Genomic DNA, 23,315 nt, shown 5'->3' with positions numbered 1-23,315 from the left:
GCGGGTCAGACCCTGGTGTGAAGGCTTAAGTCGTCGCCGGCGTTGCTTCGGGCGCGATCTTCACGCCCTTGCTGATGCTTTCGCCATCGCCGCGGCGCAACGTCCAGAATGCCAGCGACGACAGGATCGTCACCACCGACAAGGCCACGAACGCGCTGTGCAAGGCGCTGGTCACCATGCCGCGATTGGTTTGCGGTACGTCGCCGAGGAACCAGGCAGCCACCAGGGACCCGGCCGCCAGGCCGAAACTCATCGACAGCTGCTGGAACGAACTGGAGATCGTACTCGCCATGCTCGAATCGGCCTGCGCGACGTCGGCATACGCCAGCGTGTTCATGCTGGAAAACTGCAGCGAATTGAAGAACCCCTGCATCAGGCCGAGCATGACGATGAAAGCCAGCGGCGTGGTCGACTTCACCATCGCAAACAGTCCGATCGTGATGCCGATGCAGACCGTGTTGACGATCAGCACCTGGCGGTAGCCAAATCGCGACAGCAGGCGCGCCGAGATCAGCTTCATGCCCATCGCGGCCAGCGCGGTGGGCATCATCAGGAGACCGGACTTCCAAGCCGGCAGGCCCAATCCCACCTGGTACAACAGCGGCAGCAGGAAGGGCAGGCCCCCGACGCCCAGGCGCGTGGCGAATCCGCCCAGCACCGCCGTGCGAAACGTCCTTACTCTGAATAGCGCCAGGCGCAGCAGAGGGTATTCGATCCCGCTCGCATGCCAGCCATACGCGACCAGCAATGCGATCGACAGCCCCAGCATCACCACCGCAGTCGTCGGGTCGAGCGTGTGTTCGCCAAATATCTCGAGCAGCCACGACAACAACGCGGTGCCGCAACTGAACAGGATCATGCCGATCACGTCGAGCGGCCGGCGCTCCGTTCCGCGATAGTCGGGCATGTATTTCACCACCAGGAACAGCGCCACTAGGCCGACAGGCACGTTGACGAAGAAGATCGCGCGCCAGGAGACCCAGTGCACGATCAGGCCGCCAACGGTGGGCCCGAGCAGCGGCCCGATCAGCGCGGGGATGATCACGAAATTCATCGCGCCCAGCAATTCGGACTTTGGAAAGGTGCGGATGATCGCCAGGCGCCCGACCGGCATCATCATGGCGCCGCCGATGCCTTGCAGCAGCCGCGCAGCCGTCATCATCGGCGCGTTCAGCGACAGCCCGCACAGCACCGACGCCAGCGTGAAGATCGCGATCGCCGTGCCGAACACGCGGCGCGTGCCGTACCGGTCTGCCATCCATCCGCTGACCGGAATGCCGACGGCGAGGCTGAGGATATAACTGGTGACGACGGATTTGAGGCTGAGCGGCGTGACGTGCAGGCTCGCTGCGATGCTCGGGATGGCGGTATTGACGATGGTCGCGTCCAGCTGTTCCATGAACAGCGCGGTGGCGACGACCCACGGGAGGTACTGCTTGATGGTGGCGGTACTGGTCATCGGTCGATTGTCACATAATTCGACCGATGACGAAGTCAACAGAACGCGCTTAGAAGTGGCGCGCGACCTTCACAACCAGCCAGTTGACGCCGCTGTTCGGATGCTTGAAGCCGCCGTTGGAGTAGTGCTGCAGCTTGGCGCCGAGTTCCCATTGGTTGGCGAACACGTAGCCCGCGCCGATGTGATCGGCGAACTGGAACGCGGTCGACAGGCGGTTGTCGTCATTGTTGTACAGGTGGGAAAACAGGCTCACGCCAATCCCGGCCTCGCCATAAAAGCCGCGCTTGTCGCTGCGCTCGAAGCGAAATACCGGCGTGAGGCCGGCCACCGCGATGTTCTGATGGTCGCCCGGCACATTGCGGTAGGCGTTGCCGCGCCACAGCGCCAGGTTGGCGTCCCAATAGCCGGACAGGTGCGTGCCGTTCGATTCGAACCAGCTGCGCTCCCAATTCTTCTGCGCGCTGGCGCGGATCATTTGCACCTTGCTGCCGGTGCCGAATTCCACTGCGACCGAGTCGGCCCCCATGTCCGCGGCGAAAACAGGTTGTAACGCCAGGAGCGCGCCCAGCGCGAGAACCGGCTTGATCTTCTTGAGGAACATAAACGCTTTCATAAAAATGAGTGCAATTCAGTTAACACCATCCTTATTGTACCGGTTTCGCGCTGCGCTGCTGCTGACCGGCACGTTACAATTGAATGCACCTTCGACAACCACGGAGCCGGACATGACATCCCCAACACTCGCCTTCCTCGGCATCGGACTGATGGGCAAACCGATGGCCGCGCGCCTTGCGCAGGCCGGCCATGCGCTGCGCGTGTGGAACCGCACTGCGGCCAAAGCCGAGGAACTTCGCGCAACCGGCGCCGATCCGCGTGTAAATATGGCGGAGGCGGTGACGGGCGCCGACATCATCATCTCGATGCTCGAATCAGGCTCTATCGTCAGCGGCGTGCTCGATGCGGCGCTGCCCGCCATAAAAGCCGGCGCGCTGTGGATCGACATGAGTTCGACGCAAAAAGGCGAGGCGGTCGCCTTCCATGAGCGGCTGCACGCGAAAGGCATCAACTTCATCGACGCGCCGGTGTCGGGCGGCGTGCTCGGCGCCGAGACCGGCACCTTGGCGATCATGGCCGGCGGCAGCGTCCAGGATTTCGCGCTGGCCGAACCTGTGCTGCGCGCGATGGGACGCCCGACCCTGGTCGGCCCGGCGGGGAGTGGCCAGGTCGCCAAGCTGTGCAACCAGCTGATCGTCGGCGGCACGCTTGACATTGTTGCCGAGGCGCTGCTGCTGGCGCAGGCCGCCGGCGCCGACCCGGCCGCGGTGCGCGCTGCCTTGCGCGGCGGATTCGCCGAAAGCCGCATCCTCGAGGTGCACGGCCAGCGCATGCTCGATCGCAACTTCATGCCGGGCGGGCAGGTGAAGAGCCAGTTGAAGGACATGCAGAACGTGCTGGTGGCCGCCGCCGATGCCGGCGTGGTATTGCCGGTCGCCGCCCTGGTGACGGAACACTACCGCTCGATCGCTGGAGAATTCCCCGCTGCCGACCAGAGCGCCGCCCTGCTCGCGCTCGAGAAGGCCAACCCGGGCCAGCGCCTCGGCGATGCGCCGGATCAGCTGCCGTAATTGCAGTTTCGGCGACGCGCGCAATGTCGGGGACCAGGCGTCCCCGTCGCTCCGGCGGACCTGACCCGATTTTCGAATCGTCGATTCCGGCCTTGCGTCCGCAATCCAAAATGGGGTCAGGTCCGCGGGACCAGACCCCGATTCTGCGAGCGCCGGGCTAAGCCGGCGGCAGACTCTTCTCCACCAGCTTCACCCAGTAGCTGGCGCCGACCGGCAGCAGCGAATCGTTGAAGTCGTAGCTGGCGTTATGCAGCTGGCATGGCCCCAGGCCGTGTCCGCCCTCGCGGTGCGCGCCTTCACCGTTGCCGATGAACACATAGCAGCCTGGCTTGGCCTGCAGCATGAAAGCGAAATCCTCCGCGCCCATGGTCGGTTCGACATTTACATCGACCCGGCCGGCGCCGGCCACCGCTTTCATTGCCTCGATCGCAATCGCGGTCTGCTCCGGATGATTCACCAGCGGCGGATAGTTGCGCTTGAAGCCGAACTCGACGGTAGCGCGCGATGCCGCAGCCGTGTGCCTGGCGATCTCTTCCATGCGCGTTTCGATCAGGTCCAGCACCTCGGTGGTGAAGGTGCGCACGGTGCCGATCATCACCGCCTCGTCGGGAATCACATTGGTCGCGCTGCCCGAATGGATCTGGGTGATCGACAGCACGGCGGTGTCGAGCGGATTCTTCTCGCGCGAAATGATGGTCTGCCAGGCCTGCGCGATTTGCACCGCCACCATCACCGGGTCGACGCCCTTGTGCGGCTGCGCGGCATGCGCGCCCTTGCCCTTGACCACCACGCGGAACTCGTTGGAGGACGCCATCATCGGTCCGGCGACGACGCCGAAGGTGCCCGCTTCCATGCCCGGCCAGTTGTGCATGCCGTACACCGCTTCCATCGGGAACTGCTCGAACAGGCCGTCGTCGATCATCTTGCGCGCGCCGGCGCCGCCTTCCTCGGCCGGCTGGAAGATCAGGTAGACGGTGCCGTCGAAATTGCGGTGCGTGGCCAGGTGGTGCGCGGCGCCGAGCAGCATCGCGACGTGGCCATCGTGGCCGCAGGCGTGCATCTTGCCGGCATGGCGCGACGCGTGCGCGAAGCTGTTGACTTCATGCATGGGCAGCGCGTCCATGTCGGCGCGCAGGCCGATCGCGCGCTGCGAGCTGCCGTTCTTGATGATGCCGACCACGCCCGTCACGCCCAGCCCGCGCACGACCGGGATGCCCCACTCGGTCAGGCGCGCGGCTACCACGTCGGAAGTGCGCTGTTCTTCGTAGCAAAGTTCAGGATGCGCGTGCAGGTCGCGCCGGATCTGCTGCAGTTCCGTCTGGAACGCAATGATGGGTTCGACAAGGTTCATCGGAGTCTCCAGGGATGCCTGATTGTTAATGCCATTGTAGCCCTACTCGTCATTGGATGACCAGCCTGTGACGAGGGGCACTCTTCTTGTGCGGAAATCGTATAAAGTAAGGGCTTCGATCCACGTTTCCAGCCCTCCGATGACCATCCGACAAGTGCGCGCGACCTGCCCGCATGACTGCCCCGACACCTGCGCCCTGCTCATCACCGTGGAGGACGGCGTCGCCACCGAAGTGAAGGGCGATCCCGACCACCCGACCACCGCCGGCGTGCTGTGCACCAAGGTGTCGCGCTACGCCGAACGCACCTATCACCCCGAGCGCCTGCTGCACCCGATGCGCCGCGTGGGCAAGAAAGGCGAGGGCAGGTTCGAGCGCATCAGCTGGGACGAGGCGCTCGATGAAATCGCGGCGCGCCTGAAAGAGATCGCGGCCCGCGCGCCGCAGGCCATCCTCCCCTACAGCTACTGCGGCACGATGGGGTTGGTGCAGGGCGAGTCGATGTCGGCGCGCTTCTTCAACCAGCTCGGCGCCTCCGCGCTGGACCGCACGATCTGCGCGATGGCCGGCGCCACCGGCTACAAGTACACCATCGGCGCCTCGATCGGCACCGACCTCGAACAGTTCCAGGATGCGAAGCTGATCATCATCTGGGGCGGCAATCCGATCGCCTCCAACCTGCACTTCTGGACCCGCGCGCAGGAAGCCAAGCGGCGCGGCGCCAAGCTGATCGCGATCGACCCGTACCGCTCGCTGACGGCAGAGAAGTGCCACCAGCACATCGGCCTGCTGCCCGGCACCGACGCCGCGCTGGCGCTCGGCATGATGCACGTGCTGATCGCCGAGAACCTGCTCGACGACGACTACATCGCACAACACACGCTCGGCTTCGAGCAGCTCAAGGCGCGCGCGGCGGAATGGACGCCGGAGCGCGCCGCCGAGACCTGCGGCATCACCGCCGAAGAAGTGGTCGGCCTGGCGCGCGAGTACGGCCAGATGGCCAGGCGCGGCGAGCCGGTCGCGATCCGCGTCAACTACGGCGTGCAGCGCGTGGCCGGCGGCGGCATGTCGGTGCGCACGATCGCCTGCCTGCCGGCGCTGGTGGGCGCCTGGCGCCACGCGGCTGGCGGCATCCAGCTGTCGTCGTCGGGCTCCTTCCCGGCCAACCGCGTCGCGCTGCAACTGCCCGAACTGCGCAAGACGCCGGTCCGCACCATCAACATGACCACCATCGGCGACGACCTGCTGCGCGAAGCGTCGCCCTCGTTCGGCCCCAAGGTCGAAGCGGTCATCGTCTACAACGCCAACCCGCTGGCGATCGCGCCCGATTCGGACAAGGTGATGCGCGGCTTCCTGCGCGAGGACCTGTTCACCGTGGTGCTCGAACACTTCCAGACCGACAGCGCCGACTACGCCGACATCCTTCTGCCGGCCACCACGCAGCTGGAACATGTCGACGCGCACCTCGCCTACGGCCACCTGTACATGATGGCCAATAACGCGGCGATCGCGCCGATGGGCGAGGCCAAGCCGAACACCGAGATCTTCCGCCTGCTGGCCGCGCGCATGGGCTTCGACGATCCCTGCTTCAGCGAGGACGACCACCAGCTCGCGGCCAAGGCCTTCGATTCGCGCGACGCGCGCGCGGTGCACTTCGACTGGGATTCGCTCAAGCAGCGCGGCTGGCAAAAGCTCAACATGCCCGACGCGCCGTTCGCCAACGGCGGCTTCCCGACCCCGTCGGGCAAGTGCGAGTTCTATTCCAGCGCGATGCTGGCCGACGGTCACGATCCGCTGCCGGCCTACACGCCGCCGTACGAATCGGCCGCGTCCAATCCGGAGCTGGCGCGCAAATACCCGCTGGCGATGATCTCGCCGCCAGCGCGCAACTTCCTCAACTCGACGTTCGTCAACGTCAAGAGCCTGCGCGGCGGCGAGGGCGAACCTCACCTCGACATCCACCCGGACGACAGCGCGGCGCGCGGCATCCAGGATGGCGACATGGTCCGCATCTTCAACGACCGCGGCTCCTTCGTCGCGAAGGCGCGCGTGACGGCGAAGGCCCGCCCCGGCCTGGTGGTCGGCCTGTCGGTGTGGTGGAAAAAGCTCGGCAGCGACGGCAAGAACGCCAACGAAGTGACCAGCCAGCGCCTGACCGACATGGGGCGCGCGCCCACGTTCTACGACACGCTGGTCGAGGTGGAGAAAGCATGAAGCGGCTGGCCTTCGGAATAATCGCCGCCGGCCTGCTCGCTGGCTGCTCGACCGTCGGCTACTATTCACAGGCCGCGAAGGGCCAGATCTCGCTGCTGTCCGAATCGCGCTCGATCGACGACTGGATGCAGGATCCGGGCACCTCGCCAAAGCTGCGCGTGCGCCTGGAGACGGCGCGCCAGATCCGCCGCTTCGCGGTGCAGCAGCTTGGCCTGCCCGACAACATGAGCTACAAGAACTACACCGCGCTCAAGCGCCCGTTCGTCGTGTGGAACGTGGTCGCCACGCCGGAACTGTCGCTCAAGCCGCTGCAATGGTGCTTCCCGGTGGCCGGCTGCGTGAACTATCGCGGCTACTACGGCAAGGAGGATGCACAGGCCTACGCCGACGAACTGCGCGCCGCGGGCAACGACGTGCAGGTGGGCGGCGTCACCGCGTATTCCACGCTCGGCTGGTTCAACGATCCGCTGATTTCCACCTTCATCAATTATCCCGACGCCGAACTGGCGCGCCTGATTTTCCACGAGCTGGCGCACCAGGTGGTGTACGTGCCCGGCGACTCGCAGTTCAACGAATCGTTTGCCAGCGCGGTCGAGGAGGCCGGCGTCGAGCGCTGGCTGCAGCAGTTCGGCAATCCGAAGATGCGCGAGAACTTCGTCCGCTACACCGAGCGCAAGCAGGAATTCCTGGCGCTGCTGCTCAAGTGCCGTCGCGCGCTCGAGCGCAACTACAAATCCTCAGAGAGCGACGCCGTCAAGCGCGCCGAAAAAGCGCGGCTGTTCCGCCAGCTGCAGGACGATTACGCGGCGCTCAAGTCGAGTTGGGGCGGCTACGCCGGCTACGACCGCTTCTTCGCCGAGCCGCTGTCGAACGCGCACCTGGCCGCCATCGCCACCTACAACGACTTCGTGCCGGCGTTTCGCGCGCTGCTCGAGCGCGAGCACAGCTTCACCGGCTTCTACACGGCCGTGCGCCGCATCGCCGACCTCGAGCGCGAGGAGCGGCATCGCCGCCTCAAGCAGCTGTCCGCGACCTGATCCATGCTGCATTGCAGCACCCGTGCCCGTTAGAATGCTTGCTCGAATAACAGCAAAACCGCTTGCTATCGGCCGCGCCGCCCGATAGCATCGTATCGAGCACTTGCGAGGCGCCGCTCGAACGGCGTCCATCACGATAATTACAGAGACGAGGGACGTGAGATGGATAAATTTTGGCTGAAGTCCTACCCGGAAGGCGTTCCGGCGGAGATCGATCCCGACCAATACCGCTCGCTGGTCCAGCTGCTTGACGAATCGTTCACCAAGTTCGCGGACCGTAACGCCTACGTCTGCATGGACAAGTTCCTCACTTACAAAGAACTCGACGCCTGTTCGCGCCGCGCCGCCGCCTGGCTGCAAAGCCGCGGCATGAAAAAGGGCGCGCGCGTCGCCGTCATGATGCCCAACGTGCTGCAGTATCCGATCGCGATCGCCGCGATCCTGCGCGCCGGCTACACCGTGGTCAACGTCAATCCGCTGTACACCCCGCGCGAACTGGAACACCAGCTGACCGACTCCGGCAGCGAGGCGATCATCGTGCTGGAGAACTTCGCCACCACGCTGCAGCAGGTGCTGCCGCGAACAGGGGTCAAGCACATCGTCGTCGCCAGCATGGGCGAGATGCTCGGCGCCGTGAAGGGCATGCTGGTCAACTTCGTGGTGCGCAACGTGAAGAAGATGGTGCCCGAATTCTCGCTGCCGAATGCGGTGACGTTCAAGGACATGCTGTCGCAAGGCGCGCGCATGAGCTTCGCGCCGGTCGAGACGACGCCGCAGGACGTGGCCTTCCTCCAGTACACCGGCGGCACCACCGGCCTGTCGAAAGGCGCCACGCTCACCCATCGCAACGTGATCGCCAACGTGCTGCAGTCCGAGGCCTGGTCGATGCCAGCCCTGAACAAGGCGCCCGTGGTCGAGCAGATCACCATCGTCTGCGCGCTGCCGCTGTATCACATCTTCGCGCTGACTGCCTGCGCCATGTGGGGCATGCGCGTCGGGGCGATGAACCTCCTGATCCCGAACCCGCGCGACATCGGCGGCTTCATCAAGGAGCTGCGCAAGTACCAGGTCAACATGCTGCCGGCGGTGAATACGCTGTACAACGCGCTGATCAACCATCCCGATTTCGGCGCCGTCGATTTCTCCGCCCTGAAGATCTGCAACGGCGGCGGCATGGCGGTGCAGCAGGCCGTCAACGACAAGTGGCGCGCGATTACCGGAGTGAGCATCATCGAAGGCTACGGCCTGTCGGAGACTTCGCCGGTGGCCACCTGCAACCGCGCCGACACGGAAGGCTTTACGGGCACGATCGGCCTGCCGGTGCCATCGACCGACATCGCCATCCTCGACGACGACGGCGTGCCGGTGGCGCTGGGCGAACGCGGCGAGATCGCCATTCGCGGCCCGCAGGTCATGGCCGGCTACTGGAACCATCCGGCCGAAACGGCCAGGGTCATGACGCCCGACGGCTTCTTCAAATCGGGCGACGTCGGCATCATGGACGCGGATGGCTACGTGAAGATCGTCGACCGCAAGAAGGACATGATCCTGGTGTCGGGCTTTAACGTCTACCCGAACGAGCTCGAAGGCGTGATCGCGGCACACCCGGGCGTGCTCGAATGCGCGGTGATCGGCGTGCCGGACGCGAATTCGGGCGAAGCGGTCAAGGTCTTCGTGGTGCGCAAGGATCCGAGCCTGACGGCCGAACAGCTGATGGACTACTGCAAGCGCGAACTCACCGGCTACAAGAAGCCGAAGTACATCGAGTTCCGCACCGAGCTGCCGAAGACGAACGTCGGGAAGATCCTGCGGCGCATGCTGCGCGACGAGAAGCAGGCGGCTTAGCGGCAGACGCGCGGGAACGTTCGCTGGCTCAAAGACCGTCGTACCTGCGCAGGCAGGTATCCATGCTGAGTGTGCCGGAGGTTATGCGGCCTCAGTATCGGTACCAGCCTTCGCAGGTACGATATTTTTTTTGGCCCGCGATCATGCGCGTCGCCGTGCTTTTTTATTATCGAATATGAGGTATGGGATGGACAAGTTTTGGATCGAGTCGTATCAGCCCGGCGTGCCGGCGGAGATCGACTGTTCGCAGTATCGCTCGCTCACGCACATGCTGGAGGAGGCCTTCCGCAAGTACGCCGATCGCAAGGCCTTCGCGTGCATGGACAAGTCGATCACCTACGCCCAGCTTGACCGCATGTCGAGCCAGATGGGCGCCTGGCTGCAGTCGAAGGGACTGAAGCAGGGCGCGCGCGTGGCGATCATGATGCCCAACGTGCTCCAGTATCCGGTGGCGATGGCCGCGGCGCTGCGCGCGGGCTACGTGATCGTCAACGTCAATCCGCTGTACACGCCGCGCGAGCTGCAGCACCAGCTGATCGATTCCGGCGCCGAGGCGATCATCGTGCTCGAGAACTTCGCCACCACGGTGGAGCAGGTCATCGCGAAGACGCCGGTCAAGCACGTCATCGTCGCCAGCATGGGCGACATGCTCGGCGCGCTCAAGGGCACGATCGTCAACCTGGTGGTGCGCAAGGTGAAGAAACTGGTGCCGGCGTATTCGCTGTCGGGAGCGATCAGGTTCAACCGCATGATGGCCGAAGGCGCGCGCATGACGCTCGCGCCGGTGACGATCACGCACGACGACATCGCCTTCCTGCAGTACACCGGCGGCACCACCGGCGTTTCGAAGGGCGCCGTGCTGCTGCACCGGAATGTGATCGCCAACGTGCTGCAGAACGAGGCCTGGCTCAAGCCCACGCTGTCCACGCTGCCGGCCGGCGACCAGCTGCAGTTCGTGTGCGCGCTGCCGCTGTATCACATCTACGCGCTGACGGTGTGCGCGCTGATGGCGGTGCGCCTGGGCGGCATGAACGTGCTGATCCCGAATCCGCGCGACATGGCGGGCTTCGTCAAGGAGCTGGCCAAGTACCGCATCAACATCTTCCCGGCCGTGAACACGCTGTACAACGGCCTGCTGAACAACCCGGACTTCGCGAAGCTCGACTTCTCCAGCTATCGCGTCTGCAACGGCGGCGGCATGGCGGTGCAGCAGGCGGTGGCCGACAAGTGGCTCAAGGTTACCGGCACGCCTATTATCGAAGGCTACGGCTTGTCCGAAACCTCGCCGGTGGCCACCGCCAATCGCTGCGACATCCACGAGTTCTCCGGCACTATCGGCTTGCCGCTGCCGTCGACCGAAGTGCAGATCCTCGACGACGATGGCAAGCCTGTGCCGCTGGGCGAGCGCGGCGAGATCGCGATCCGCGGCCCGCAGGTGATGGCGGGCTACTGGAACCGGCCGGACGAAACGATGAAGGCGATGACGCCGGACGGCTTCTTCAAGACCGGCGACATCGGCGTGATGGATGCGAAGGGCAGCACCCGCATCGTCGACCGCAAGAAGGACATGATCCTGGTGTCCGGTTTCAACGTCTATCCGAACGAGATCGAGGCGGTGGTGTCGGGGATTCCGGGTGTGCGCGAGTGCGCATGCGTCGGCGTGCCGGACACGGCGACCGGCGAGGCGGTCAAGCTGTTCATTGTGCGCAGCGATCCGTCGTTGACGAAGGAACAGGTGCTCGGGTTCTGCAAGGAGCAGCTGACCGCGTACAAGAAGCCGAAGTACGTCGAATTCCGCGACGACCTGCCGAAGACCAACGTCGGCAAGATCCTGCGCCGCGAACTGCGCGACACCGCTCCCGCATGATGGGGGTTGGGGTCAGGTCCTGCGCGACCTGACCCCATTTTTCACGCCGCCGTCAGTCCCGCCCGTCCCGCCTGCACAACGAAACTGGCCAGCGTCTGCGTCGTGGTCGCCGCATCGCGCACATCATCAAGCGCCACGAAATGCGTGGTGGTCTTCTCCGGCGTCACCGCCATCAGCATGAACCCCCGCTTGTCGCTGCGCCCGTACTTGATGTGCGGGTTCATGTCGACGTATTCGAGCGTGCGCTGCTGCGGCCGACCGCCCGATGTCACCGACGTCCCGCAGAACTCCGTCGCCAGCACCGGATTCGCGCTGGACACCGGCTTGTAGAAATCGCTGCGCAGCTCCGTCGCATAGAAAGTGTGCACGTCGCCCGAGATCACCAGCGGATTGGCCGCGCCGCTTTTGGCCAGCGCGCCGAACAGCCGCTCGCGCGCCACCGGATAGCCATCCCAGCCATCGGTCCAGAAGCGGCCGTCGTCCGGCGTGACGATTTTGGTCTGCGTCGATTGCGCCATCAGCGTCTGCTGCGCGATGATGTTCCAGCGCGCCGGCGAGGAGTCCAGCCCGGCCGCCAGCCACGCTTCCTGTTCGCCGCCCAGCATAGAGCGGTTCGGGTCGCGCAGCTCCGCGCAGTCGCGCCGCTTCACCGATCCTGAGCGGCCCGCCGGCACGTCCCTGCAGGCGTGATAGGCGCGGTACTGGCGGTCGTCGAGCACGTGGAAGCGCGCCAGCCGGCCCCAGTCGAAGCGCTGGAATATGCGAAATTTTGCATAATCCGTCTGCCCCGGCGACGCCAGGCGGATCGGCATGTGCTCGTAGAACGCCTGGTAGGCCGCCGCGCGGCGCGCCATGAAATCGGCCGACAGGTGCAGGTCGTGGTCGTTGGCGTAGTCGTTTTCGACTTCGTGATCGTCCCACGTGACGATCCAGGGCGCCGCATGGTGCGCGGCCTGCAGGTCCGGATCGCTCTTGTACTGCGCGTAGCGGGCACGGTAATCGGCCAGCGTGAACGACTCGTTGGTGCGCCTCGCCTTCTCCGGATGCTTCAGGTGATACGGACCCCACTCGTAGATGTAGTCGCCCAGGAAGGCCACCAGGTCGGGCGCGGCCGACGCGATCTGCCGGTGCGCCCCGTAGCTGCCGAATTCCCAGTGCTGGCACGACGCGACCGCCAGCTTGAGCATCGAAGGCATCGCGTCAGGCGCCGGCGCGGTGCGCGTGCGCCCGACCGGGCTGACCGCGTCGCCCAGCATGAAGCGGTACCAGTACCAGCGGGCCGGCGCCAGCCCGGTCACGTCGACGTGAACGCTGTGCGCCAGTTCCGGCACGGCCGCAGCGGTGCCCTTCGCGGCGATGCGCCGGAAGCCCTCGTCCTCTGCCACTTCCCATCGCACGGACAGCGCCACCGGCGCGGTTGCCGCGGCATTGAGCGGGTCGGCCAGGATGCGTGTCCACAGTATCACCGAGTCGGGCAGCGGCGAGCCGGATGCGACGCCAAGGCTGAACGGATAAGCGGATCCCTCGGCGCGCGCGCACGCGACGCCGCCCACTGCCGCAAAAGCGGCCAGCTGCGCCGCATTGAGCAGGAAAATGCGACGCGCGCGATCCATCAGGCGTCGGGATTGGAGATCAGCGATTCGAGCGGCGGCAGCTGGCGCGGCTTGCGGTCGGTGCCGGTGGCGACATAGGTCAGCGTCGCCTCGGTGACCTTGACGGTGTCGGCCTGCAGGCGGTTGCGCTCCGCGTACACCTCGACATACACGGTGATCGAGGTATTGCCGACCTTGACGATGTCGGCGTAGAACGACAGCAAGTCGCCGACGAACACCGGATGCTTGAACAGGAAGGAGTTCACCGCGATGGTCGCGACGCGGCCGTTGGCGCGGCGCGTGGCCGGCAGCGAGCCGGCGATATCGACCTGCGCCATGATCCAGCCGCCGAACACGTCGCCGTACACATTGGCGTCGGACGGCGCGGGCATCACGCGCAGCTGCGGCATTTTCCCTGCGGGGAGGCCGGCGCTCGGCGTATTGACTGGGTTTTCTGGCGTGGTCATCGTGAATTCTCGTGAAAGGCTACAATCGTCCCAAATTGAACCATAAATCCCAGAGCTCTGCCATGCGACGTCATTCAGCAAGTCCCAACCCGCCTCCGCCCGACCAGAAAACGCCTGGCCGCAGCGACTGGTCCACGATCGGCACGCTGCTGCCTTACCTGTGGGTCTACAAGTGGCGCGTGCTGGCCGCGCTGGGCTGCCTGATCGGCGCCAAGGTCGCCAACGTCGGCATCCCGGTCGTCATGAAGCACCTGATCGACGCGCTCACCATCAGCCCATCGAGCCCGCAGGCGCTGATGGTGCTGCCGATCGGCGCGCTGATCGCCTACGGCGCGCTGCGGCTTTCCACAACCGTATTTACCGAACTGCGCGAGTTCCTGTTCGCGCGCGTCACCCAGCGCGCGGTGCGCACCATCGCGCTGAAAGTGTTCCGCCACCTGCACGCGCTGTCGCTGCGCTTCCACCTGAACCGCCAGACCGGCGGCATGACGCGCGATATCGAGCGCGGCACGCGCGGCGTCAGCTCGCTGATTTCGTACACGCTATTTAACATCCTGCCGACGCTGGTCGAGATCACGCTGGTGCTGGGCTACCTGATCACCAAGTACGACAAGTGGTTCAGCGTGATCACCGCGGTGGCGCTGGTCACCTACATTACCTTCACCGTGATGGTGACGAACTGGCGCACGCACTTCCGGCGCACCATGAACGAGCTCGATTCAAAGGCGAACACCAAGGCCATCGACTCGCTGATCAACTACGAAACGGTCAAGTACTTCGGCAACGAGGACTACGAGGCGAAGCGCTACGACCACGGCTTGCAGAGTTTCGAGAACGCGGCGGTCAAGTCGCAGACCTCGCTGTCGGTGCTCAACACCGGGCAATCGCTGATCATCGCCACGGCCGTCACGCTGATCCTGTGGCGCGCGACGGTCGGCGTCATCGACGGCAGCATGAGCCTGGGCGACCTGGTGCTGGTCAATTCCTTCATGATCCAACTGTACATTCCGCTCAACTTCCTCGGCGTGATCTACCGCGAGATCAAGCAAAGCCTGGCCGACATGGAGCGCCTGTTCGCGCTGCTCGACCAGAACCGCGAGGTGGCGGACAGCGCGAATGCGCAAGCGCTGATCACGCAAGGCGCGAAGGTCGCATTCAGCCATGTCGAATTCAGCTACGAAGCCAAGCGCCAGATCCTGTTCGACGTGGACTTCACAATCCCCGCCGGCACCACGACCGCGGTGGTGGGCCACAGCGGCTCCGGCAAGTCGACGATGTCGCGGCTGCTGTTCCGCTTTTACGACGTCAACGGCGGGGCGATTACGATCGACGGCCAGGACGTGCGCGACGTGACGCAGGAATCGCTGCGCGCCGCCATCGGCATCGTGCCGCAGGATACGGTGCTGTTCAACGACACCATCGAATACAACATCGCCTACGGCAAGCCGGGCGCGAGCAAGGACGACATCATTGCGGCGGCGCGCGCGGCGTCCATCCACGACTTCATCGAAAGCCTGCCCGACGGCTATGGCACGATGGTCGGCGAACGGGGACTGAAGCTGTCCGGCGGCGAGAAGCAGCGCGTTGCGATCGCGCGCACGCTGCTCAAGGATCCGGCGATCCTGATCTTCGACGAAGCCACGTCGGCGCTCGACTCGAAGGCCGAGCAGGCGATCCAGGCGCAGCTGAAGGAGATTGCGAAGAACCGCACCACGCTGGTCATTGCGCACCGCCTGTCGACGGTGGCCGACGCGCAGCAGATCCTGGTGCTCGATCACGGCCGCATTGTCGAACGGGGAACGCATTACGCGCTGCTGGCCGCGAAAGGGCTGTACGCGCAGATGTGGGAGCGGCAGCAGGCGAGGCAGGATGAATCGCTGGCGTCGCCGCCGGTGGAGCTGGAGCAGGATTAGCCGTCGCTCCTGCGAAGGCAGGAGCCCATGCTGAATAAGCTCAGTATAGGTTCCTGCCTCCGCAGGAACGACGGGCGTTAAGTCAGTAGGTGTAGAACATCCGCTGAATCTCTCTGGTGCTGTTGGTCTTCGTCAGCGCCAGCATCAGCAGGATGCGCGCCTTCTGCGCATTGAGCGTATCGGCCACCACGAAATCCAGCTCGTCGTCATTCGCTTCGCCATTGCGCGCCAGGATGCCCTGGCCGACCCGGCTCGCGCGCACGATGATCACGCCTTTCTGGCGCGCCGATTTCAGCGCCGGCACCACCTTCGACGCCAGGCTGCCATCGCCCACGCCAGCGTGGATAATGCCCTTGTCGCCAGCCGCCACGAACGCATCGACAGCCACCGGTCCGACGTTCGCATGGCCGTACACGATATCTACCGCCGGCAGCGCGCTCAAGGCGCTCACGTCGAACTCGGTATCGACCGTGTGCTTGCGGGTCGAGGCGCGATAGAAGAACGGCTTGCTGCCCTGGATGTAGCCGAGCATGCCCAGCTCCGGCGTGCGGAACGAATCGAGCGTCGAGGTATTGGTCTTGGTGACTTCGCGCGCGGCCTGGATCTGGTCGTTCATCGCCACCAGCACGCCTTTGCCCACTGCGTCAGGGCTCGCTGCGAGCAGCACCGAGTTGTACAGGTTGATCGGGCCGTCGGCAGACAGCGCGGTCGATGGCCGCATCGCGCCCACCAGCACCACCGGCTTGCGGCTCTTGACCACCAGGTCGAGGAAGTACGCCGTCTCCTCCAGCGTGTCGGTGCCGTGCGTGATGACGATGCCGTCCACGTTCGGCTGCGCCAGCAGCGCGTTGACACGCTTGGCCAGGATCAGCCAGTGCTCGTTGCTCATGTTCTCGCTGGCGATCTGGAACACCTGCTCGCCGGTGACGTTGGCGACCTTCGCCAGTTCCGGCACGGCCTTGATCAGGCTTTGCACGCCGACGGTGGCTGCGGTGTAGCCGACCGTGGTGGTGCTGGTGGCGCCGGTGCCGGCAATGGTGCCGCCGGTGGCCAGGATAACGACGTTGGCCAGGCGCGGCGCCGGCGCCTCGGCGCGGACGCTCGAGACGAAGAACAGGGAAACGAACAGCGCCATCATCGAACGGCGGGTTGCTTGGTGCAGCATGGAACCTCCAGGTTAAAAATTAAGGCTGTTTGAAGACCGCGCCGGCCTTCATCACAAATTTCACGCGCTGCAGCGTCGTGATATCGCGCAGCGGATCGCCGCTGACGGCGACGATGTCGGCGGCGTAGCCCGGTTCGACCGATCCGAGCTTGTCCGACTGGTCGAGCAGGGTGGCGGCGCTCAGCGTGGCGGAGCGGATCGCTTCGAGCGGCGGCATGCCGGCTTCCACCATGTAGGCGAACTCTTTGGCGTTGTCGCCGTGCGGGTAGACCGCGGCGTCGGTGCCGAAGGCGATCTTCACGCCGGCGCGGTAGGCGCGGCCGAAGGTGGCCTGGATCTGCGGGCCGATCGCGGCGGCCTTGGGCTGCACCAGCGCCGAATAGTAGCCGTCGATCTTCGCCTTGTCGGCCACATAGCGGCCGGCGGAAATGGTCGGCACGTACCAGGCGCCGTGTTTCTTGAACAGCGCGATCGCCTCGTCGTCCATCAGCGTGCCGTGCTCAATCGAATCGACGCCGGCGCGCAGTGCACGCTTCATGCCCTCGGCGCCATGCGCATGCGCGGCCACGCGAAATCCGTAGTCTTTGGCGGTGCTGACGATCGCGCGCAACTCGTCCTCGGTGAACTGGGCGTTCTGGCCGTTGCGCGCCTGGCTAAGCACGCCGCCGGTGGCGGTGACCTTGATCAGGTCCGCGCCGTCCTTGTAATGGGCCCGCACGGCCTGGCGGCCCTGTTCGGGACTGTTCACCACCGAGGAGGCGTCGACCGCATGGCCGAACTGTTCCGACAGGTTGTTCGACGGGTCGCCGTGGCCGCCCGTGGTCGAGATGATGGAACCGGCGGTGAACATGCGCGGTCCGATCACTGAGCCTTTATCGATCGCCCGCTTGAGGGCGATGTTCAGGCCGTCGTTGGCGCCCAGGTCGCGCACCGTGGTGAAGCCGGCCTTGAGGGTGCGCTCCGCATACGGCACCGACTGGTAGGCCGCGTCGGCGGGATTCGAACTCAGTGCGTCGCGCAGCGAAGCGATTTGCGGCTGGGTTTCGCCGGTCAGGTGCACGTGCATGTCGATCAGGCCGGGCAGGCAGGAATAGGCCGACAGGTCGATATGCCCTGGCGCGGCGGCCATCGGCCCGATCGCGGTGACCACGCCATTGTCGACCGTGATGCTGACGCGTTCGCGCCAGACGCCGGCCTTGACGTCGAGCAGGCGGCCGCAATCGACCACCTGCGGCGCTGCGTGGGCGGCGCCGGCAATCATCAACATGCCGGCCAAAGAGATTTTTCGCATCAGTACGCTCCTGAGAGTGATGAAAATGGGGTCAGGTCCGCAGGACCAGACCCCGGCTTCGTGACGCGGCGCAGGGAGCTGGTCCCGCGAGCCTGACCGGATCCTGGCCGCGCTACAAAAAAGGGCCTTCCATCGCTGGAAAGCCCCTCGTGATCGAGCGCCGGCGCCTTACGGCAGTTCGGCCGCGGCCCAGTCCTGCCTGACCGGCACGGCCAGTTCGTTCTCCCATTTGGCGACGACCGCGGTGGCGATGCCGTTGCCGATGACGTTGGTGGCCGAACGCGCCATGTCGAGGAAGTGGTCGATGCCGAGCAGGAGCAGCAGGCCGGCTTCAGGGATATTGAATTGCGTGAGCGTGGCGGCGATCACCACCAGCGAAGCGCGCGGCACGCCGGCCATGCCCTTGGACGTCAGCATCAGCACCAGCATCATGGTGATCTGGGTGCCCAGCGACATCTCAATGCCGTAGGCCTGGGCGATGAAGACGGCTGCGAAGGTGCAGTACATCATCGAGCCGTCGAGGTTGAACGAATAACCGATCGGCAGCACGAAGGCGGCGATGCGGTTGCGCACGCCGAAACGCTCGAGGCCTTCCAGGGTTTTCGGGAATGCCGCTTCCGACGACGCGGTGGAGAAGGCCAGCAGGGTCGGCTCGCGCAGTTCGGCCAGCAGCTTGATCACGCGCGGACCCAGGAACAAGAAGCCGAGGACGGTCAGCACGATCCACAGCAGGATGATCCCGAGGTAGAACTCGCCCATGAACACGCCGTAGGTCTTGAGGACCTCCAGGCCTTTTGCGGCGACGATGCCGGAAACCGCCGCGAACACCGCGTACGGTGCGAAATTCATCACGTAGCCGGTCACCTTCAGCATGATGTGGGCGACGCCGTCGATCGCGTCGACCAGCGGCTTGCTGCGCTCGCCCACCGCGGCGGCGGCGGTGCCGAAGAATATCGAGAAGATCACGATCTGCAGGATCTCGTTCTTGGCCATGCCGTCGATGATCGACGAAGGAACCAGGTGGGTGATGAATTCCTTCAGCGTCAGGCTGCTGGTGGCGATGCCCGAGGCGGTGCCGATGGCCGGCATCATGTTGGCGGCGTGGATCGCGTCGCCCGGACGGAACAGGTTCACCAGCACCAGGCCAAGCGACAGCGAAATCACTGATGCGATCACGAACCAGCCCAGCGCCTTGACCCCGATGCGGCCGACTTCCTTGGTGTCGCCCATCTTCGCGATGCCGACCACCAGCGTCGAAAACACCAGCGGCGCGATGATCATCTTGATCAGTCGCAGGAACAGCGTCGTCACCAGAGACATGATGTCGGAGTACGAAGCGGCGTTCGGCTTCATGTAGGCGTTGACGAAGTAGCCGGCCACGATCCCCAGCACGAGGGCGATCAGGATGTAGGTGGTCAGGCGGTTGCGATTATTCATATGCGGCGCTTCCTGTGAAAGTGTCGATGCGTGCGTCGATGGGACTCGTGATTAAATGCTGTAGCCTTGCGTTCTCGGGCCGCTCACGCTATTTTGTTGGCGCGCCAGACTTGATACTGATGAGAATTACAAGTTCCGCAGTATCCTAAGCATTCCCGGTGCTGTCAAGCTTGCTTGCCCCTACCAACAACGGACAACATGATCGAACTGAATAATGTGAGCAAGTGGTATGGCGCCTTCCAGGTGCTGGACGGATGCAGCACCCGCGTCGGGAAGGGCGACGTGGTGGTGATCTGCGGCCCGTCCGGCTCGGGCAAGTCAACCCTGATCAAGACCGTCAACGGGCTCGAACCGTTCCAGCAGGGGAGCATCGTGGTCGATGGGGTGTCGGTGGGCGACCCCAAGACCAACCTGTCGGCGCTGCGCGCGCGCATCGGCATGGTGTTCCAGAATTTCGAGCTGTTCCCGCACCTGACCGTGCGCCAGAACCTCACGCTCGGGCAGGTCAAGGTCTTGAAGCGCAGCCAGGAGGAGGCGACCGCCAAGGGGCTGAAGTACCTCGACCGCGTCGGCCTGCTGGCGCAGCAGGACAAATTTCCCAGCCAGCTGTCGGGCGGCCAGCAGCAGCGCGTGGCGATTGCGCGCGCGCTGGCGATGGATCCGGTCGCGATGCTGTTCGACGAGCCCACCTCTGCGCTCGATCCCGAAATGATCAACGAAGTACTCGACGTCATGGTCGGCCTGGCGCAGGAAGGCATGACGATGATGGTGGTGACGCACGAGATGGGATTTGCGCGCAAGGTGGCCGACCACATCGTCTTCATGGACCACGGCAGGATCGTCGAGGACAGCCCGAAGGAGGAGTTCTTCGCGGCGCCGCGCTCCGAGCGGGCCAGGGAATTTCTCGCGCGGATCATTCACTAGCGAGCAAGACGGACCTGACCTCGGTATTACACCGCCGCAGACCTAGAAATAGTCGTCCTCTCGCTGGTGTCGCGCCGCCAGGATCGTGACCGTTGAAGCGTCTTCGATTTCGAACAGCAGGACGTAGCCACTGCTTCCGAAGGGAATAATCAATTCGCGCAGAAGCGGAGTGTCAGGCGACGCCTTTCGGCAGGTGAAGGGAAATTCCTTCAGCAGTTCGACACCCTTCGCGATCTTGTCCCGCGCGCGGCGTGCTCCCTTTACATCGACCTCGAGCATATACGCATACAGCCGGCGCAGGTCGTCGCGCGCCGCTTTCGTGTATCGGACGCGGAAGGTCACTTGCGCACTTTCGCTTCCGCTTCCTCCAACGAGGCATCGAGTTCGGAAAGCACGTCGTCAGCGGTGAAATATTCGCCCGAGCGCCGCGCCTCGTCGCGCGAAGCAAGCCCGCGTGCGACAAATTCGCGTTGCGCCTGCCGACGGGCGATCTGGACGCGCAACGACTGTTCGACGAAGCTGGACAGGGTTTCGCCCCCTTCAAGCACGCTTTCTGCCTCCGCGCGGAGCTCGGGGGTGACGCGCAAGGATGGAATGGATGAGGTTTTCATTGACTTGCTCCAATGCGATGCGTTTGCGATGCATTATCGCATGACGAATGTCGCGCACAGTTCAGGACAATTTGCGCGAATCGGGTCCCGCGTGCAGAATGGTCCTTCAACGGAGGCCATCATGAAACCACTCAGGTTGCCAGTGATACTCGCGTGCGCCGCATTTGCCGGCCTCGCCTTCCAGGCCAGCGCCCAGGAGTTGACGGGCACGCTTGCCAAGATCAAGCGCACCAACACCATCACGCTCGGCGTGCGCGACGGGTCGGTGCCGTTTTCCTACCTGGACGACAAACAGCATTACATCGGCTATTCGGTCGACCTGTGCATGCGCGTGGTCGATGGGCTGAAAAAGCAGCTCGCGTTGCCCAACCTGAAGGTGGCGATGAACCCGGTTACCTCGGCCAACCGCATCCCGCTGATGGCCAACGGCACCATCGACCTCGAATGCGGCTCGACCACCAATAACCTCGAACGCCAGCAGCAGGCCGCCTTCGCGCCCACGATGTTCATCATATCGGCCCGGCTGATGTCGAAAAAATCGTCCGGCATCATCTCGCTGGCCGACATGAAAGGCAAGACGCTGGTCGTCACCGCCGGCACGACCACCCAGAAGCTCATGACGATGCTCAATCAGGAGCGCGGGCTGGGCATGAATATCGTCGTCGCCAAGGACCACCCCGAATCGTTCCTGATGCTCGAAACCGGGCGCGCGGCGGCCGAGGCCAATGACGACATCTTGCTGGCCGCGCAGATCGCCGGCTCGAAGAATCCGGGCGACTACCAGACTTCGCCGGAGGCACTGTCGGTCGAACCCTACGGGATCATGATGCGGCGGGGCGACCCGGCCTTCAAGCAGGCGGTGGACACTGCGCTCAAGCGGGTGTACCGGTCGGAAGAATTCGAAAAGATCTACGCCAGGTGGTTCCTGCAGCCGATTCCGCCGCGCGGCATCAATCTGCACTTCCCGATGCCGGCCGCGCTGAGGGCGGTGATCGCCAATCCGACCGATTCGGGCGACCCGGCCGCATACCGCACCATCAAATAGCGTGAACTATCACTGGAACTGGGGGATTTTCTTCCAGCTCTCGCCCGATGGCGTGCACACCTACCTCGGCACCTTGCTGGCGGGCCTGGGATGGACGGTGGCGACCGCGCTGTCGGCGTGGCTGATGGCGCTGGCGCTGGGCATCGCCGTCGGCACCGTGCGCAGCCTTCCCGGCGCCTGGCCGCAGCGGCTGGCGTCAGGCTACGTCGAACTGTTCCGCAACATCCCCTTGCTGGTGCAGATGTTCCTGTGGTTTTTCGTGCTGCCCGAGCTGCTGCCGGTGGCGGCGGGCGATGCCCTCAAGGCGCTGCCGAATGCGTCATTTCTCACCGCGACAATCTGCCTGGGTTTCTTCACGTCGGCGCGGGTAGCGGTGCAGGTGGCGGCCGGCATCGACGCTGTCGCCGCCTGCCACAAGCTGGCGGCGCGCGCGCTCGGCATGCGCCTGTCGCAGGTCTATCGCTTCGTCCTGCTGCCGCTGGGCCTGCGCATCGTGCTGCCGCCGCTGACCAGCGAGTTCCTCAACGTCATCAAGAACAGTTCGGTCGCCCTCACCATCGGCCTGATGGAGCTGACCGCCAGCGCGCGCGCCGTGCAGGAGTTCTCGTTCCAAGTGTTCGAAGCGTTCACCGCCGCCACCGTGATCTACCTGCTGGTCAACCTGGCCACGGTGACGCTGATGCGCGTCATCGAGCGCCGCACCGCGCTGGTCGGCGGAGCATGAGCCATGTTCGCCGCGTTCGATTTCGACGTCATCGCGCGCTCGTGGGGCTACCTGTTTCGTGTCGGGATGGTGTTCACGCTGCAGCTGACCGTGTTCGCGATGGCCGGCGGGATCGTGCTCGGCACCTTGCTGGCGCTGATGCGCCAGTCGGGCCTGAAGATCGTCGCGTTCTTCGCCGGCGCCTACGTCAACCTGGTGCGCTCGGTGCCGCTGGTGCTGGTGATCTTCTGGTTCTACTTCCTGGTGCCCTACCTGGCCGCGTGGGTAATCGGCGCCGCGGAGCCGGTCGAAGTCGGCGCTTTCTGGTCGGCGCTGATCACGTTCACCCTGTTCGAAGCCGCGTACTACTGCGAGATCATGCGCGGCGGGATCCTCGCGGTGCCGCGCGGGCAGGCTGCCGCGGCGCTGGCGCTGGGCATGGGACATTGGCAGGCGATGCGGCTGATCGTGCTGCCGCAGGCGTTCTGCCACATGATCCCGGTGCTGCTGACGCAGACCATCGTGCTGTTCCAGGACGTGTCGCTGGTGTACGTGCTGTCGATTCCTGATTTCGTCGGCGCCGCCAGCAAGGTCGCCCAGCGCGACGGCCGGCTGGTCGAAATGTACTCGTTCGTCGCGCTGGTGTACTTTGTGATGTGCTTCGCGCTGTCGCGCATGGTGTTGCGCCTGCAGCGGCGCATTGCGATTGCGTGATTTGCAACTGATACTGCAACGCCCAGCATGGGGCCAGGTCCGCGGGACCAGGCCCCG

Annotated in this window: 20 protein-coding genes; 10 read left to right on the top strand and 10 right to left on the bottom strand. The window is 64.7% G+C overall.

Going from position 1 to position 23,315, the window contains the following annotated elements; genetic code table 11:
• Positions 1-25 precede the first annotated feature (25 nt).
• Complete coding sequence (locus Q4S45_RS18910; RefSeq protein ID WP_305506968.1) at positions 26-1,459, bottom strand: DHA2 family efflux MFS transporter permease subunit; 1,434 nt, start codon at positions 1,457-1,459, stop codon at positions 26-28.
• A gap of 49 nt (positions 1,460-1,508) precedes the next feature.
• A complete protein-coding gene (locus Q4S45_RS18905; RefSeq protein WP_305506967.1) occupies positions 1,509-2,060 on the bottom strand; it encodes an acyloxyacyl hydrolase in 552 nt (183 codons plus the stop codon).
• A 124-nt stretch (positions 2,061-2,184) separates the two neighbouring features.
• Here Q4S45_RS18905 and Q4S45_RS18900 point away from each other — a divergent pair, with 124 nt between their 5' ends.
• Complete coding sequence (locus Q4S45_RS18900; protein ID WP_305506966.1) at positions 2,185-3,084, top strand: NAD(P)-dependent oxidoreductase; 900 nt, start codon at positions 2,185-2,187, stop codon at positions 3,082-3,084.
• A 157-nt stretch (positions 3,085-3,241) separates the two neighbouring features.
• Here Q4S45_RS18900 and Q4S45_RS18895 read toward each other — a convergent pair whose 3' ends face one another.
• Positions 3,242-4,435, bottom strand: a complete 1,194-nt coding sequence (locus Q4S45_RS18895) for a M20 aminoacylase family protein (protein WP_305506965.1) — start codon at positions 4,433-4,435, stop codon at positions 3,242-3,244.
• 139 nt (positions 4,436-4,574) lie between these two features.
• On the opposite strand from Q4S45_RS18895, the gene Q4S45_RS18890 reads away from it, so the two are divergent.
• The 4 genes from Q4S45_RS18890 to Q4S45_RS18875 all read left to right on the top strand — a co-directional run bounded on the left by Q4S45_RS18890 (position 4,575) and on the right by Q4S45_RS18875 (position 11,396).
• Positions 4,575-6,647: a molybdopterin-dependent oxidoreductase gene (locus Q4S45_RS18890; RefSeq protein WP_305506964.1), complete on the top strand. Its 2,073-nt coding sequence runs from the start codon at positions 4,575-4,577 to the stop codon at positions 6,645-6,647.
• Positions 6,644-7,684, top strand: coding sequence for an aminopeptidase (locus Q4S45_RS18885; RefSeq protein ID WP_305506963.1), 1,041 nt, complete (start codon positions 6,644-6,646; stop codon positions 7,682-7,684). Before Q4S45_RS18890 ends, Q4S45_RS18885 begins: the two co-directional genes overlap by 4 nt.
• A 162-nt stretch (positions 7,685-7,846) precedes the next feature.
• Positions 7,847-9,529, top strand: a complete 1,683-nt coding sequence (locus Q4S45_RS18880) for a long-chain-fatty-acid--CoA ligase (protein ID WP_305506962.1) — start codon at positions 7,847-7,849, stop codon at positions 9,527-9,529.
• 187 nt (positions 9,530-9,716) lie between these two features.
• Positions 9,717-11,396 (top strand): long-chain-fatty-acid--CoA ligase, encoded by a 1,680-nt coding sequence (locus tag Q4S45_RS18875; protein ID WP_305506961.1) that lies wholly within the window; start codon positions 9,717-9,719, stop codon positions 11,394-11,396.
• A gap of 41 nt (positions 11,397-11,437) precedes the next feature.
• Here the strand turns inward: Q4S45_RS18875 and Q4S45_RS18870 are convergent, their stop codons facing one another.
• Entirely contained in the window at positions 11,438-13,009 is a 1,572-nt protein-coding gene (locus Q4S45_RS18870; protein WP_305506960.1) for an alkaline phosphatase, read from the bottom strand.
• Positions 13,009-13,455 (bottom strand): acyl-CoA thioesterase, encoded by a 447-nt coding sequence (locus Q4S45_RS18865; RefSeq protein ID WP_305506959.1) that lies wholly within the window; start codon positions 13,453-13,455, stop codon positions 13,009-13,011. The genes Q4S45_RS18870 and Q4S45_RS18865 overlap by 1 nt, the downstream gene beginning before the upstream one ends.
• A gap of 62 nt (positions 13,456-13,517) precedes the next feature.
• On the opposite strand from Q4S45_RS18865, the gene Q4S45_RS18860 reads away from it, so the two are divergent.
• Complete coding sequence (locus tag Q4S45_RS18860; RefSeq protein WP_305506958.1) at positions 13,518-15,368, top strand: ABC transporter ATP-binding protein/permease; 1,851 nt, start codon at positions 13,518-13,520, stop codon at positions 15,366-15,368.
• Between the two features lie 82 nt (positions 15,369-15,450).
• Here Q4S45_RS18860 and Q4S45_RS18855 read toward each other — a convergent pair whose 3' ends face one another.
• The 3 genes from Q4S45_RS18855 to Q4S45_RS18845 all read right to left on the bottom strand — a co-directional run bounded on the left by Q4S45_RS18855 (position 15,451) and on the right by Q4S45_RS18845 (position 19,261).
• Complete coding sequence (locus Q4S45_RS18855) at positions 15,451-16,506, bottom strand: type II asparaginase (RefSeq protein WP_374046117.1); 1,056 nt, start codon at positions 16,504-16,506, stop codon at positions 15,451-15,453.
• 46 nt (positions 16,507-16,552) lie between these two features.
• Positions 16,553-17,824, bottom strand: coding sequence for an amidohydrolase family protein (locus tag Q4S45_RS18850; RefSeq protein ID WP_305506956.1), 1,272 nt, complete (start codon positions 17,822-17,824; stop codon positions 16,553-16,555).
• 168 nt (positions 17,825-17,992) lie between these two features.
• Positions 17,993-19,261: a dicarboxylate/amino acid:cation symporter gene (locus Q4S45_RS18845; protein ID WP_305506955.1), complete on the bottom strand. Its 1,269-nt coding sequence runs from the start codon at positions 19,259-19,261 to the stop codon at positions 17,993-17,995.
• A 198-nt stretch (positions 19,262-19,459) separates the two neighbouring features.
• On the opposite strand from Q4S45_RS18845, the gene Q4S45_RS18840 reads away from it, so the two are divergent.
• Positions 19,460-20,185 (top strand): amino acid ABC transporter ATP-binding protein, encoded by a 726-nt coding sequence (locus Q4S45_RS18840; RefSeq protein ID WP_305506954.1) that lies wholly within the window; start codon positions 19,460-19,462, stop codon positions 20,183-20,185.
• A gap of 42 nt (positions 20,186-20,227) precedes the next feature.
• Here Q4S45_RS18840 and Q4S45_RS18835 read toward each other — a convergent pair whose 3' ends face one another.
• Entirely contained in the window at positions 20,228-20,527 is a 300-nt protein-coding gene (locus tag Q4S45_RS18835; RefSeq protein ID WP_305506952.1) for a type II toxin-antitoxin system RelE/ParE family toxin, read from the bottom strand.
• Entirely contained in the window at positions 20,524-20,796 is a 273-nt protein-coding gene (locus Q4S45_RS18830; RefSeq protein WP_305506950.1) for a YlcI/YnfO family protein, read from the bottom strand. The genes Q4S45_RS18835 and Q4S45_RS18830 overlap by 4 nt, the downstream gene beginning before the upstream one ends.
• 121 nt (positions 20,797-20,917) lie before the next feature.
• Here Q4S45_RS18830 and Q4S45_RS18825 point away from each other — a divergent pair, with 121 nt between their 5' ends.
• Genes Q4S45_RS18825 through Q4S45_RS18815 form a run of 3 tightly spaced genes read left to right on the top strand, consistent with a single transcriptional unit; the run spans position 20,918 to position 23,258 of the window.
• Entirely contained in the window at positions 20,918-21,841 is a 924-nt protein-coding gene (locus tag Q4S45_RS18825; RefSeq protein ID WP_305506948.1) for an amino acid ABC transporter substrate-binding protein, read from the top strand.
• Between the two features lies 1 nt (position 21,842).
• Positions 21,843-22,565 carry an amino acid ABC transporter permease gene (locus Q4S45_RS18820; RefSeq protein WP_305506946.1) on the top strand — a complete coding sequence of 241 codons (723 nt, stop codon included), beginning with the start codon at positions 21,843-21,845 and terminating at the stop codon, positions 22,563-22,565.
• Positions 22,566-22,568: 3 nt separating this feature from the next.
• Positions 22,569-23,258, top strand: a complete 690-nt coding sequence (locus tag Q4S45_RS18815) for an amino acid ABC transporter permease (RefSeq protein ID WP_305506944.1) — start codon at positions 22,569-22,571, stop codon at positions 23,256-23,258.
• The last annotated feature ends 57 nt before the right edge of the window (positions 23,259-23,315 follow it).

This window comes from Massilia sp. R2A-15, from assembly GCF_030704305.1.
Classification (GTDB): Bacteria; Pseudomonadota; Gammaproteobacteria; order Burkholderiales; family Burkholderiaceae_D; genus JAFCUW01.
The sequence above is the reverse complement of the archived record's forward strand: the minus strand, read 5'-3'. Positions and strand labels throughout refer to the sequence as shown.

Excerpts from the sequence above, each read along its gene's own strand:
- Q4S45_RS18830 (WP_305506950.1), bottom strand. The coding sequence starts at position 20,796 with ATGAAAACCTCATCCATTCCATCCTTGCGCGTCACCCCCGAGCTCCGC.
- Q4S45_RS18885 (WP_305506963.1), top strand. The coding sequence starts at position 6,644 with ATGAAGCGGCTGGCCTTCGGAATAATCGCCGCCGGCCTGCTCGCTGGC.
- Q4S45_RS18860 (WP_305506958.1), top strand. The coding sequence starts at position 13,518 with ATGCGACGTCATTCAGCAAGTCCCAACCCGCCTCCGCCCGACCAGAAA.
- Q4S45_RS18890 (WP_305506964.1), top strand. The coding sequence starts at position 4,575 with ATGACCATCCGACAAGTGCGCGCGACCTGCCCGCATGACTGCCCCGAC.
- Q4S45_RS18870 (WP_305506960.1), bottom strand. The coding sequence starts at position 13,009 with ATGGATCGCGCGCGTCGCATTTTCCTGCTCAATGCGGCGCAGCTGGCC.
- Q4S45_RS18845 (WP_305506955.1), bottom strand. The coding sequence starts at position 19,261 with ATGAATAATCGCAACCGCCTGACCACCTACATCCTGATCGCCCTCGTG.
- Q4S45_RS18840 (WP_305506954.1), top strand. The coding sequence starts at position 19,460 with ATGATCGAACTGAATAATGTGAGCAAGTGGTATGGCGCCTTCCAGGTG.
- Q4S45_RS18850 (WP_305506956.1), bottom strand. The coding sequence starts at position 17,824 with ATGCGAAAAATCTCTTTGGCCGGCATGTTGATGATTGCCGGCGCCGCC.
- Q4S45_RS18880 (WP_305506962.1), top strand. The coding sequence starts at position 7,847 with ATGGATAAATTTTGGCTGAAGTCCTACCCGGAAGGCGTTCCGGCGGAG.
- Q4S45_RS18905 (WP_305506967.1), bottom strand. The coding sequence starts at position 2,060 with ATGTTCCTCAAGAAGATCAAGCCGGTTCTCGCGCTGGGCGCGCTCCTG.
- Q4S45_RS18855 (WP_374046117.1), bottom strand. The coding sequence starts at position 16,506 with ATGATGGCGCTGTTCGTTTCCCTGTTCTTCGTCTCGAGCGTCCGCGCC.
- Q4S45_RS18815 (WP_305506944.1), top strand. The coding sequence starts at position 22,569 with ATGTTCGCCGCGTTCGATTTCGACGTCATCGCGCGCTCGTGGGGCTAC.
- Q4S45_RS18910 (WP_305506968.1), bottom strand. The coding sequence starts at position 1,459 with ATGACCAGTACCGCCACCATCAAGCAGTACCTCCCGTGGGTCGTCGCC.
- Q4S45_RS18895 (WP_305506965.1), bottom strand. The coding sequence starts at position 4,435 with ATGAACCTTGTCGAACCCATCATTGCGTTCCAGACGGAACTGCAGCAG.
- Q4S45_RS18875 (WP_305506961.1), top strand. The coding sequence starts at position 9,717 with ATGGACAAGTTTTGGATCGAGTCGTATCAGCCCGGCGTGCCGGCGGAG.
- Q4S45_RS18865 (WP_305506959.1), bottom strand. The coding sequence starts at position 13,455 with ATGACCACGCCAGAAAACCCAGTCAATACGCCGAGCGCCGGCCTCCCC.
- Q4S45_RS18825 (WP_305506948.1), top strand. The coding sequence starts at position 20,918 with ATGAAACCACTCAGGTTGCCAGTGATACTCGCGTGCGCCGCATTTGCC.
- Q4S45_RS18900 (WP_305506966.1), top strand. The coding sequence starts at position 2,185 with ATGACATCCCCAACACTCGCCTTCCTCGGCATCGGACTGATGGGCAAA.